Genomic DNA, 12,674 nt, shown 5'->3' with positions numbered 1-12,674 from the left:
TCAAAGCTCTTGTGCTCTAAGTATCTCTTTGTTATTGTAGGTGCTATGAGCATAGTATTAGATAAAATCGGCAAGTCTTTAGGCTCCCGCATTCTGTTCGATGACGTTTCTATAGTTTTCAATCCTGGAAACTGTTACGGTCTTACAGGACCAAATGGCGCTGGAAAATCTACATTATTAAAAATCATCATGGGGATGGTAGAGCCTACAAGGGGATCTATATCTTTACCTAAAAAAGTCGGGATTCTCCGCCAAAACATTGATAGCTTCGGAGAGGTTCTTGTCTTAGATTGTGTGATCATGGGAAACTCTCGGCTATGGCAAGCTCTCCAACGTCGAGATGAACTCTATGCCCAAGAGTTTACAGATGCTATTGGAATGGAGTTGGGAGAGATCGAAGAGATTATCGGAGAGGAAAACGGCTACAAAGCAGAAGCTGAGGCTGAAGAGCTCCTTATAGGAATCGGGATCTCTAGTGAATACTTTTCTCAAAAGATGTCTACAATCCCTATAGATTTGCAGTTTCGGGTTCTTTTATGTCAGGCCTTATTCGGACAGCCAGAAGCGCTACTGTTGGATGAGCCTACAAACCACTTAGATCTTTATTCCATTAGCTGGCTAGGGAATTTCCTCAAGAACTATGATGGGACTGTGATTGTAGTAAGCCACGACAGGCACTTCCTGAATACAATCACAACACACATCGCAGATATTGATTACGACACTATTATTATTTACCCAGGCAATTACGATGCCATGGTAGAGATGAAAACAGCATCTCGAGAACAAGAAAAAGCAGACATCAAATCTAAGGAAAAAAAGATTGCTCAGCTTAAAGAGTTCGTAGCAAAGTTTGGTGCAGGATCGCGAGCAAGTCAGGTGCAATCAAGAATTCGTGAGATTAAGAAACTTCAACCTCAAGAGTTAAAGAAATCTAACATCCAACGTCCGTATATACGCTTTCCTCTATCTGATAAGGCCTCAGGAAAAGTGGTCTTTTCTCTAGAGGGAATTACTAAGAACTATGAGGAAAAAGCTGTAATTTCTCCATTTTCTTTGGAGATTTACCAAGGGGATAAGGTCGGCGTCATTGGAAATAATGGTTTAGGGAAGACAACCTTGATGAAACTTCTTGCTGGAGTTGAAAACCCCTCTTCGGGGGCGATTAAAGTAGGACATCAAGCAGTGTTTTCTTACTTTCCTCAAAACCATGCGGATGTTCTGAAAGACTGTGGGCAAGAGACGCTTTTTGAGTGGTTAAGAAATCGCAAAACAGGAATTAATGATCAAGAAATCCGCAGTGTTTTGGGGAAAATGCTCTTTGGAGGAGATGATGCCTTTAAGCAAATCTCTGCCCTTTCTGGAGGAGAAACTGCTCGTCTTTTGATGGCGGGGATCATGTTAGAAAACCACAATGTCCTCATTCTTGACGAAGCAAATAACCACCTGGACTTAGAGGCTGTGTCGGCCTTAGCTTGGGCGATAAATGATTATAAAGGCTCTGTAATTTTTGTTTCCCATGACCGGGGCTTAATTGAAGATTGTGCGACAAAACTTCTCATTTTTGAAAAGGAACGTATTGTCTTTTTTGATGGAACCATGGCAGAGTATACGGCAAGTATTAAGTCATAGCGCCTTTCCCTACAACAAAGCGAGTTTTCAAAGAAGAGGCCGTTTTTATGCTGCAGCACATTGTTCTTGGCTCTTCTTCAGCACGAAGGCAGGCCATTCTAAAAGACTTTCGGGTTCCTTTTATTAGTGTTTCTCCAGATTTTGACGAAAGACAAGTTGCCTTTTGTGGAGATCCTGAGAACTATACAAAACATCTCGCTTCTAAAAAAGCATATGCTGTGGCCGAGAAAATAGCGGATCCTCAGGCATATATCTTAGCAGCAGACACTGTAGTGATCTATCAGAATCGTCTCTTTAACAAGCCCAAAGATGAAGAAGAAGCCATAGAGATGCTAAAAACGTTGAGAAACCAAACGCACTCTGTGATGACAAGCCTGGTTCTTCTCCATAATGGAGCAGTATTTCAAGGAACAGAAACCTCTCAGGTAGTCTTTACATCTATCCCTGACGAACATCTGAAAACCTATCTTAACATTGTTGGAGGGTTAAATAAATGCGGAGCGTATGACATCGCACATGGAGGAGGCTTGCTCGTAAAAGAGATCCGAGGGTGTGCTTATAATATTCAAGGTCTTCCTATTCAAACCTTAAAACATCTCCTGCTACAAGTAAATATTGACCTATGGAACTTCGTCGTTTAGCTCTTTTGGGAGGATTTTGTTTCTATTTTCCTTGTTCTCTCTTAGGGCAATTTCCAAGTACGCTCAGTCAAAAGCTTTTATATACCAGCACACAATCTGCTCAAAAAGCACTCTCTCAATATGTTGACGCTTTGGAAGACCATCCCCATGACTACGCTCTCCTAAAAAAGATCGGCGAAAACCTACTAAAACAGGGGTTCCTCTCTACAAATCCCCAGGTAAGGAAAAGTGCGATTCTTGGAGCAGGCCTTGCAAATTCCGAAGAAGCCTTGGATATTCTTACCCACGCAATGAATACCGAGGACCCTGAGCAGCAGCTTCTTGTGCTCTCTGCCGCAACTTCACACCTAAGTAAAACCTCAGACTCCCTGTTATTTTCAGCTCTAGCTTCCCCCTATGTCCTAATCCGCTTAGAGGCTGCTTATCGCTTAGCAGCACTAAAAAACACCAAAGTTATCGATCACCTCCATGCACTTATCCCTCTTCTTCCTGAGGATATTCAGGCGTTATCTGCAGCGATCTTCCTACATCTAGAAACAGAAGAGTCCGATACGTATATTCGGAAACTGCTGACCTCTACAAAAAGTGCGGTTCGCAGCTACACAGCCATGCTGATAGGAGAATACCAACAAAAGCGCTTCCTCCCTTCTCTAAGAAACCTCCTTACTAGTGCCTTCCCTCAAGATCAGGAAGCAGCCCTCTACGCTCTAGGGACATTAAAGGATGGCCAAAGCTACACCGCCATAAAACGTCTTTTATATCGTCCTGATCCTGAGGTGTCTCTTGCAGCGGCTCAAGCTTTGATTCTTCTAGAAAAGGAAGAGGACGCTCTTCCTATTATGAAGAAGCATCTAAAGGAGGAGCGCCCCCAAGCTCTCTATCTTGCTAGGTTGATGTCTTCGGATGCGGCGGTTCCCCTACTTCTTCCAATTTTTCTCCATACGGAAAATAAAGAGGCAAAGCTCAACGCGGCTCTTGCCTTGCTCAAGCTGGGGAATGCTCATCCTCAACTTCTTGAGTTTATCACCTCATGGCTTATCCGACCTCACTATACCGAAGCATGGATGTTAACCTTTTCGAAAGGAAGGGCTCTACAAAGCTGGAAACACGTAGGAGTGGTTCTTCCTGATGATCCTAAAGAACGCACGCAAGTTTTAACCGCTATCCATCATGTTGAAGAGCAGATTCTCTCGTGGATTTTTGCCCTCCCTAAGGAGGCTTACCTTCCTTGCATCCAAAAGCTCCTGACCAGCAAGAACACTACACTTGCAGCAAAAGCGTTGCTCTTCCTTAGCCATACCTCTCATCAGGAAACTCTGGATTTACTCTCCTTAGCTTCTTCTCTCCCTGGAGAACTCATTATCCGCGCATATGCGGATCTTGCCTTATATAACATCACAAAATCCCCAGAGAAAAAACTCTCGTTACATCGCTATGCGAACCACCTCATCCAAGAAACCCTATTATTTATCGATACGGAAACTCCCTATCCCCAACCAAAAGCTCCCTACCTGCGCTACCAGATCACTCCTGAAGTGCGAGCAAAACTTCTCTTAGATATTTTAGATGCCCTAGTAATCTCTAAAACTTCTGAAGATATTGCCCTACTCTCCCGCCTAATCGTGCAGGGAAATGAGAAAAATCATCCTATCCTTGCAGGATTCCTTCTGAAAATTATAGAGTAGGTGCCACCTATGAGCTTTCGCTACATCTATATCCTATTGTCAGCTTCTGTTTTTTATACTTCCTCTGCATACGCCCTTACACACAAGGAAGCCGCAACAAAAAAAAGCTCTTATCTCAGCCAATTTAAAGACCTTACGGGAGCTCTTACTGTAGAAGATGGCGTTCTCTATATTCACAAAAACCTACGCGTTCAAGCAAACAAAACCTTTGTGGAAAACACCTCAGATCTAGGCATGAAGCTTGTCGCTCATGGCAACGTTATGGTGAACTACAGAGGGAAAACTTTCGTATGTGACCACCTTGAGTATTATGAGAATACCGATACTTGCGTGCTGACAAACGGAAGATTCGCGATGTATCCATGGTTTCTAGGAGGCGCTTCCGTAATGCTTTCTCCAGAAACTCTGATTATCCACAAAGGATACATCTCCACATCAGAAGGCCCAAGAAAGGACCTGTGTCTATCAGGGGATTACCTAGAATACTCCTCAGATGGCCTTCTCTCCATAGGGAAAACGACATTAAAATTGTGCAATATCCCTTTAATGCTTCTTCCTCCCTTTTCTATTATGCCTATGGAGATCCCCAAACCCCCGATAAATTTCCGCGGAGGTTCGGGAGGGTTTCTTGGTTCGTATTTAGGGATTAGCTACTCTCCCATTGCAAAAAGCCATTTTTCTTCGACTTTTTTCCTGGATAGCTTTTTCAAGCACGGCATTGGAGTCGGCTACAACATGCACTTCTCCCAAAAGGAAACACCCGAGAATACTTTCAATCTGATGAGCTATTATGCCCATCGCCTTGCCATTGACATGCCGAAAACCCAGGACCGCTACCGCCTACATGGGGATTTTGCATTTTCCCATAAGCAGACGCATTTTTATGGAGAGTACCACCTCAGCGATAGCTGGGAAACCGTTGCGGATATTTTCCCCAACAACTTTGTCCTGAAAAATACCGGCCCTACGAAAGTCTCCCTTTCATGGAGAGGAAGACTTTTCGAAAGTACCCTTACCTCCTCCTTTAAGGTAAACTCCTTCCAAAGTGTAAACCAAGAGCTTCCCTACTTCACTCTAAGACAGTTCCCCCTACAGATCCCCAAAATAAAACTGTTCTTAGAAAACACTCTAGAATGCGGATATTTAGATTACGCTTTTGGAAATCAAATCCCTGGCAAGGACTTCTCCTCATTAAGGGTCGCCTCAACCCCTAAGATCTACCGGAGTATTCCTTTACCTATAGGAGTGTTTACCCCTTCCTTATCAGGATCTGTGATCTACTATAGCCACCTTCCTGAAACCTCCTCTCAACACTACCAAGCCTCTGGGAAGCTCTCTTTAGATTATCGCTTTCTTCTATATAAATCCTGCATCAACAAAAGGCACATCTTAGAGCCTTTCATTACTATAGCTATGTACTCTCACCCCTTAGCGAAGAACAATGAACACTATATCTTCTCTATCCAAGATGCCTTTCACGAATTAAACCTCATCCAGATAGGTGTGAAATCCTCATTTTATCATAAGCTCTCCCTAGCACCGCATAAGGAAATTTCTGCGAAAATCTGGACCACACACATTATGGAAGGTCCCCATGCCCAAGAAGTGTTTCCTAAAACTTCAGGAGTCATTACCCTTCCTTTAGGGAGAAGGAGTCTTTTAAGCTTTGATACAGAATGGATCTGGAAAAAACATTGCTGGGATCACCTCAATGCCCGCTGGCAATGGGTGGGAAATGAAAACCTCGCCTTGGAAATAGAAGCTCTACATAGAAGCAAATACAGCTTGATGAAGTGTGATAGAGAAAACTTCATTTTAGATGTGAGCTACCCTATTGAGAAGTTCTTCCATACCCCCCTAACAGACCGTAGAAATCTGATTTTAGGAAAGCTCTTTTTCCGTCTGCATCCTTTATGGAACTATCGCCTTGCCCTAAGATACGGATGGCACCGCACAGACACCCCCAACTACCTAGAGTATCAGATGGTTCTGGGCACAAAAGTCTTCGAACACTGGCAGCTCTATACCGTATATGAAAGGCGCGAAGCCGATAACCGCTTCTTTTTCTTCCTAAAGCTTGATAAATGTAAGAAACCTAAGAAAACCCTGTGTTTTTAGGATACTAAGCTATTTTTATCCAAATGCGTGTTATAACGACGCTTGATTTTCTCCAACGCCACCTTAAACTTCTTGGCATCCCTAGGTTCTTCCATACGATCAATATAGAGAATCCCGTGAAGATGATCCGTCTCATGCATCACAATACGCGCAGGGAATCCCTCTAATGTCTCAGAAAATTTCTGCCCATCGAGATTCATGGCAGTTACGGTAACCCTATCGGGACGAAAAACTTCCCCGCGAAGTCCTGGGATGGACAGGCAGCCCTCATAAGCAATCACAAGATGCTCAGAAGGAGATGAAAGCACAGGATTGATGAAGACCTTAGGAAAATCACAGAAGATCAACTCCCCATCAGGGGTTTCTCCTTCAACACACATAACAAACAAACTTAAGCTCTTTCCTATCTGAGGAGCAGCCAAACCTACGCCCTTATGTGCAATCATGGTTTCATACATATCCTGAACAAGCGAACGAATATCCTCGGTAATTTCTGTGATTTCTTTCGCTTTTTCCCGAAGTACAGGGCTACCATAATACTCTAGTCTTCGAATCATATCCCAGTCTTCTCTTTAATTCTTACACCCTAGTGAACTTCTATCTTACTCCTCTCCCTTTTCCTAGACTCCCACCGTCTCTTCTCAGTGACTTTCAAAAGGAAAAGAGGAAAACTCGAGAATTTGGAAACTTAAGAATTTCCCGAAAAGACAGAAAGTCCTGTATATCCTTCTGTATACACTAAAGTACACAAAAGAAACCCAGTCTAATTTCCAGTTGATGTTTTAAGCTTCCCTTCCCCTCTAAGAGATGGAGGAGCGCCAAACATAGCTAGTTTTCTTCAGTAACTTTACTTTCTTGAATCTCTGAAGTGCCCTCCTGAAAAGAGGTCTCTGCAACTGCGAACTTTTTCCCTAAAAGATTTGTAGAAAACGAAAGTATCAAGCAGCTCAAACAAAATGCTACAGCACACCATGCTGTGACTTTCTTTAAAATATCAGGAGTAGACACCCCAAATACAGAATCTCCAGAATCTACTCCAAATGAAGATCCCAGTCCCATGCTTTTACTCTCTTGAATTAGAATTAAGCCGCAAAGAACAACACACAACAGAAGAAACACACATAAAAACATATAAAATACATAAGTCATAACATTCTCCTAATTACGCATAGCAACGCAAACCATGCAGCTTACGACTCTCTAAAAAGCACACAAGTTCTCACTCGAAGCCCATATTCTGCTCTGTATTCTCTTATAAAATCCAATTATTGACCATGTGAAAAATCACACCCAAATAAAAGAAAGAATTAACAATGGGAAAAACTCCTAGGCAAAAGCTCTCAGATAAAATCTAGAATAAAAAATTCAACATGCAGAATCTGCACTGCAGAAGTTTTTGATCACCTCAAAAAACTCTGTAGGTTTTAAGGAAGCTCCGCCAACCAACAAACCATCAACATCATGGCATTTCCCGAAAAGTGCGGCATTGTCAGCTTTTACGGATCCCCCATAAAGAATCGAAATCTCTGTAGCCTTTTCCTCAGAAAAGATTCTTGCTAATATACGCCTACAAAACTCATGAATCTCCTGCACCTCACCTGCTTCAGCAACTCTTCCTGTTCCGATCGCCCAAATAGGTTCATATGCAAGCACAACCTCAGCATCTTTGGGGAACTTTTCTAATCCTGACATCAGCTGCTCTTCCAAATAAGGATATGTCTCCCCCTTTTCTTTGGTTTCCAAACTTTCTCCGATACACAATACAGGAAGAAGCCCGGAGTTCGCAACAGCCTGCATTTTGGCAGCGATAATAGCATTGTCTTCATGAAACTTCTGTCGACGCTCCGAGTGGCCAAGCAATACAAAAGAAGTATAAAACTCCTTTAGCATGGCTAGGGAAATCTCTCCAGTAAATGCCCCTTCTGGCTCTTGAAAAACATTTTGAGCTCCCAACTTAAGAGTAGAATGAAACTTTTCTATTTGCAGAGAACAGCATTGGAGTGCAGTGAAAGGTGCAGCTATGCCCACATGACAAGGAGGCTCTTCCTTTTTTAATAAAGGACAAAGAGTCGTCATGTATTCTTCCGCACTCTGACATGTCTTATGCATTTTCCAATTCCCTAAAACGTAGCGCTCACGAACCATCCTCTTCCCCTTAGTAAAAGATCTTTTCACTATCTCAATCTATCATAGAAAAGATTTTTTCATAGTTTTCTATCTAGGGATTCTCTACCCTAACCTCCTCTAGTATTCACAATTCATAACATAGAGTTTTTTATGTCCGTCCCTCCTCAGGCTGTGACATCCCTAACAGAAAACATAAAAACCCTTTTAGAATCCCATTTCTGCCACATTGTAGTGAAGGGGGAGCTCAGCAATGTCTCTCTACAACCGAGTGGGCATCTCTATTTTGGCATCAAAGATGAAAAATCTTTCCTAAATGGGGCATTTTTTCATTTTAAAAGTAAATTTTTCGGCCGTCGCCCTAAAGATGGCGACGCCGTCATTCTCCATGGCAAGCTCACAGTATATGCCCCCAGAGGCCTTTACCAAATCGTCGCACATGCCCTAGTCTATGCAGGCGAAGGAGACCTACTACAAAAATTTGAAGAACTTAAAAAACGCCTGACAACAGAGGGCTACTTCGCCATGGAGAAAAAGAAATCTCTACCGAAAGCCCCCAAATGCATAGGTGTCATCACCAGCCCTACAGGAGCTGTGGTTCAAGATATCCTCAGGGTTCTTTCCCGAAGGTGTTATAACTATAAAGTTTTAATTTATCCCGTCACTGTACAAGGAGAAAGCGCGACAAAAGAAATCTGCAAAGCTCTCGAAGTCATGAATGCCGAAAACATTGCAGATGTCTTGATTCTTGCCCGAGGAGGAGGCAGTATCGAGGATCTGTGGTCCTTTAATGAGGAAGCTCTGGTCAAAGCTATACATGCCAGTAAGATTCCCATTATCTCTGCTGTAGGCCATGAAACCGACTATACCCTCTGTGACCTTGCTGCAGATGTTCGTGCTCCCACCCCTTCTGCTGCTGCAGAAATTGTCTGTCCAAGCAGTGAACAACAGCTCCAACAGCTCCAAGGCATCTTAAATCACCTTCTCTCCCACTCGCAACAGTTTTTCCAGGGGAAAAAAGACCAACTCCTTGTCTGGAAACGCCAGCTAAACCGTACAGAATTTTTCCGCACAGCCCAACAACAGCTCGATTTTGTAAGAATCGCGATCCATCGCGAAATGCTTGGGAAACTCCTCCACTATCAGCAACGCTGTGAGCACTTCTCTCGTTGGCTGCAAGGAGACCTTCTTAACAAGCTTTCCTTCCGCTTACAAGATGTCAAAAAAATGCTAAACCACGCCTGTACCCATAAGCTCTCTTCCTTACAAAACCACTACGACCTCACCAAAAAAAAATTTAGCACTCTCCCTCAGCTGCATGAGAGTGCGCAAAGGCTGATTTCCTTAAAGCAACAGCTAGACACCCTTATCTTCCGGCGTCTTTACCTCTATTCTCAAGCTTTTGCACATAAACGCAGTTTACTGAAACATGTAGAAACAACACTATACCAACAGCTTCATACGCATAGGCAAACCTTAGATCTCCTACAAAAACGCCTATTTTCCCATGCGCAAGTAGTGCTTGCAAACAACAAAGCTACCCATGCACATGTAAGAGATCGCCTATCCGCAACAATGCAGCAGCGCTTAGAGAGTGCAGCAGTCCTTTATAAAAATGTCTGTAAGCACCTCCTAGTTTTAAACCCTAAAAATGTTTTAAAACGAGGGTATGCAATGCTCTTTGACTTTAATGAAAAAATTGCTATTCTCTCTGTGAAAAGCTTGCAACCAAGCTCTCGAGTAAGGGTTCAACTACATGATGGCGAAGCTATCCTTGCTGTAACAGAGACCAAATCTTTTGAACCTACAGAGGGTTAGATGATGGATGAGATCCCTTTTGAAACAGCGATGCAACGATTGGAAGAAATTGTTGATTTGATGAATCAATCTTCGACCTCGTTAGATGCTTCTTTGGCTTTATATGAAGAAGCTGATGCTCTTATGCGTATTTGCGAGGCACGCATTCATCAAGTTGAACAGCGGGTTCGAGAGCTTTCAAAAAAGCGTCTTGAAAGCTCTTTAGTTAAAGAAGAAACTGCCGTCCACTAAAAAGTCATGACACAATTTGTTTCCGTGGATTTTCTTTTACAAGAGCTACAGGTTCTTCAGCAATCTTTAGAAACTCTTAACTCCTTAGAGGCAACATTAGAAACTTACGAAAGGATGTTTGCTTTAATCCATGAGGGTTTTTGCATGGTGTTACATCGCTGCCAACAAAGCCACCTACTTTCTTTGCACCCCCAGGGAGACCTTCTTAAAGACAACTCAGGAAATCCTGTTACAACAACCTTTTCTATAAATCCTAATAATTAAAATATGATGCATGCGTCTGATCTGCTGTTAAGTCAGATATCTTCTCCTCAAGATTTGAAAAAGCTTTCTATTTCTCAATTACCGCAGCTTGCGGATGAGATCCGAGGAAGGATTGTTTCTGTACTTAATCAAACTGGAGGGCACCTTGCTTCGAACTTGGGGATTGTAGAGCTTACAATTGCGCTACATTATGTCTTTTCCTCTCCTCAGGATAAGTTTATTTTTGATGTTGGCCATCAAGCCTATACCCACAAGCTCCTGACAGGAAGAAATACCTCAGCCTTTGATCATCTACGTCATGATGGAGGACTGAGTGGGTTTACCAATCCCCAGGAGTCTGAACATGATTTGTTTTTTTCCGGACATGCAGGAACAGCGCTCTCCCTAGCTTTAGGGCTAGCAAAAACTACCCCCGAGGAATCCCGCGCTCATGTTCTTCCTATTTTAGGAGATGCTGCGTTTTCCTGCGGGTTAACATTGGAAGCGTTAAATAACATCTCTACAGATCTTTCCAAGTTTATCGTCATTCTCAATGATAATAAAATGTCGATCTCAGAGAATGTCGGGGTGATTTCTCAGATGTTTGCCCGTTGGCTACACCATCCCAAAACGAACAAGCTTACAAAACACATTGAAAAGCTCTTAGAGAAAATTCCTCGTTATGGGAACGGTTTATCCAAACACAGCCATAAGCTCTCTCAGTGCTTAAAAAACCTCTTCTGCCCCATGCCGCTATTTGAGCAATTTGGCTTGTCCTACATCGGCCCTATCGATGGGCATAATGTAAAAAAGCTTGTTTCTCTATTTCAGACAGTTCAGGAACTCCCATTTCCGATTCTGATTCATGTATGTACCACAAAAGGTCAGGGACTACAGCAAGCGCAGAATAACCCCTCAAAATATCATGGCGTAGGAGCGAACTTTGATAAGAAAGAACACGATCCCTCCTTGGAAAAGCACCTTCCCGCGATCAGAACAAAACCGACCTTTCCTGAAGTCTTCGGGACAACGATTTGTGACCTTGGAAAAAGATTTCCTTGTTTGCATGTGGTGACTCCTGCAATGTCTTTGGGGTCCAAGCTTGAAGAGTTTAAAAAGACCTTCCCTGAGCGTTTCTTTGATGTTGGTATTGCTGAGGGTCATGCGGTGACTTTCTCTGCGGGCATAGCAAAGGCGGGGAATCCTGTGGTTTGCTCTATATATTCTACCTTCCTACAACGAGCCTTTGACAATATCTTCCATGATGTCTGTTTACAAAAGCTTCCTGTAGTATTTGCTATAGATCGTGCTGGGCTTGCATACCATGACGGCCCTAGCCATCATGGTATTTATGATATGAGCTTTTTACGTGCTATGCCCAATATGATTCTTTGCCAGCCAAGAAGCGGCATTGTTCTCCAGCAGTTGCTTTTTTCTTCCTTGCATTGGGACGCTCCAAGTGCGATTCGCTATCCTAATGTTCCTGTCCCTCCTGCAGATCCTCTAGCAGTGGAAGCTTTTGCCATGCGCTCTCCAGGAACAGCAGAGATTCTCTCCCAAGGGGAGGACTTCCTCATTATTGCCTTAGGAAACCACTGTTTCACTGCTCTATCTGTAAAACATAAGCTCCTGACTTTTGGCATTTCTGCAACTGTTGTAGATCCAGTATTTGTGAAGCCCTTAGATAAAAACCTCTTTAGCATTTTGCTCATGAACCATAACAAAGTGGTCCTTATCGAAGAGCACTGTGCCAGTGGGGGCCTTGCTTCAGAGTTTCATGATTTCCTTGTGACCTTCAATTTTAAAGTCGATGTGATTCATTTTGCCATCCCTGCAGCTTTTCCTGCACATGGAGATCAAAATACCCTACTTAAAGCTGTAGGGCTAGATGAAATGCTAATTATAGATCGCATTTTGACCTACTTTAATTTACGTACTAAGAGATTCACCCCTAGTTCTTCAAGAAGATAGAAGATTTTTCCTTAAAGGAAATAAAGCGCACCTTTGAAAGACATCTGAAAGACATCTTGGCCAAGCCCTGGTGTTCCTTCTCCTAAGGCTCCTATCTTTAACGAATAAAGCTTTGCATTTATAAAGAATAAAAGGCCATCGCAACTCACAGAGTTCAGATCCTAAAAAAACTCTAGACTTCCTACATGCTATATCTAAACACCATGAGCTT

11 protein-coding genes are annotated in these 12,674 nt (G+C 42.9%); 8 read left to right on the top strand and 3 right to left on the bottom strand.

The features are described from left to right. Positions 1-45: 45 nt before the first annotated feature. The 4 genes from G5S_RS02910 to G5S_RS02895 are packed head-to-tail and all read left to right on the top strand — an operon-like array spanning position 46 to position 6,076. Positions 46-1,632 carry an ABC-F family ATP-binding cassette domain-containing protein gene (locus tag G5S_RS02910; protein WP_013712692.1) on the top strand — a complete coding sequence of 529 codons (1,587 nt, stop codon included), beginning with the start codon at positions 46-48 and terminating at the stop codon, positions 1,630-1,632. 47 nt (positions 1,633-1,679) lie between these two features. Next, positions 1,680-2,273 (top strand): Maf family nucleotide pyrophosphatase, encoded by a 594-nt coding sequence (locus G5S_RS02905; RefSeq protein ID WP_013712691.1) that lies wholly within the window; start codon positions 1,680-1,682, stop codon positions 2,271-2,273. Next, positions 2,255-3,958: a HEAT repeat domain-containing protein gene (locus tag G5S_RS02900; protein WP_013712690.1), complete on the top strand. Its 1,704-nt coding sequence runs from the start codon at positions 2,255-2,257 to the stop codon at positions 3,956-3,958. The genes G5S_RS02905 and G5S_RS02900 overlap by 19 nt, the downstream gene beginning before the upstream one ends. Before the next feature lie 9 nt (positions 3,959-3,967). Then, a complete protein-coding gene (locus G5S_RS02895; protein WP_013712689.1) occupies positions 3,968-6,076 on the top strand; it encodes a CT351 family outer membrane beta-barrel protein in 2,109 nt (702 codons plus the stop codon). On the opposite strand, the gene def is transcribed toward G5S_RS02895, so the two are convergent. The 3 genes from def to tpiA form a co-directional block, all read right to left on the bottom strand. Continuing rightward, positions 6,073-6,633: a peptide deformylase gene (gene def / locus G5S_RS02890; protein WP_013712688.1), complete on the bottom strand. Its 561-nt coding sequence runs from the start codon at positions 6,631-6,633 to the stop codon at positions 6,073-6,075. The genes G5S_RS02895 and def overlap by 4 nt on opposite strands. A 271-nt stretch (positions 6,634-6,904) precedes the next feature. Then, positions 6,905-7,225, bottom strand: a complete 321-nt coding sequence (secG, locus tag G5S_RS02885) for a preprotein translocase subunit SecG (RefSeq protein WP_013712687.1) — start codon at positions 7,223-7,225, stop codon at positions 6,905-6,907. Positions 7,226-7,441: 216 nt separating this feature from the next. Continuing rightward, positions 7,442-8,221, bottom strand: a complete 780-nt coding sequence (tpiA, locus tag G5S_RS02880) for a triose-phosphate isomerase (protein ID WP_013712686.1) — start codon at positions 8,219-8,221, stop codon at positions 7,442-7,444. A 132-nt stretch (positions 8,222-8,353) separates the two neighbouring features. Between tpiA and xseA the strand changes: the two genes are divergently transcribed. Genes xseA through G5S_RS02860 form a run of 4 tightly spaced genes read left to right on the top strand, consistent with a single transcriptional unit; the run spans position 8,354 to position 12,463 of the window. Continuing rightward, positions 8,354-10,018 carry an exodeoxyribonuclease VII large subunit gene (gene xseA, locus G5S_RS02875; RefSeq protein ID WP_013712685.1) on the top strand — a complete coding sequence of 555 codons (1,665 nt, stop codon included), beginning with the start codon at positions 8,354-8,356 and terminating at the stop codon, positions 10,016-10,018. 3 nt (positions 10,019-10,021) lie between these two features. Continuing rightward, positions 10,022-10,249: an exodeoxyribonuclease VII small subunit gene (locus G5S_RS02870; protein ID WP_021757178.1), complete on the top strand. Its 228-nt coding sequence runs from the start codon at positions 10,022-10,024 to the stop codon at positions 10,247-10,249. 6 nt (positions 10,250-10,255) lie between these two features. Then, positions 10,256-10,513, top strand: coding sequence for a hypothetical protein (locus G5S_RS02865; protein ID WP_013712683.1), 258 nt, complete (start codon positions 10,256-10,258; stop codon positions 10,511-10,513). Positions 10,514-10,516: 3 nt separating this feature from the next. Then, a complete protein-coding gene (locus tag G5S_RS02860) occupies positions 10,517-12,463 on the top strand; it encodes a 1-deoxy-D-xylulose-5-phosphate synthase (protein WP_013712682.1) in 1,947 nt (648 codons plus the stop codon). Positions 12,464-12,674: the final 211 nt, after the last annotated feature.

The sequence above is a fragment of the Chlamydia pecorum E58 genome (assembly GCF_000204135.1).
GTDB lineage: Bacteria > Chlamydiota > Chlamydiia > Chlamydiales > Chlamydiaceae > Chlamydia > Chlamydia pecorum.
The sequence above is the reverse complement of the archived record's forward strand: the minus strand, read 5'-3'. Positions and strand labels throughout refer to the sequence as shown.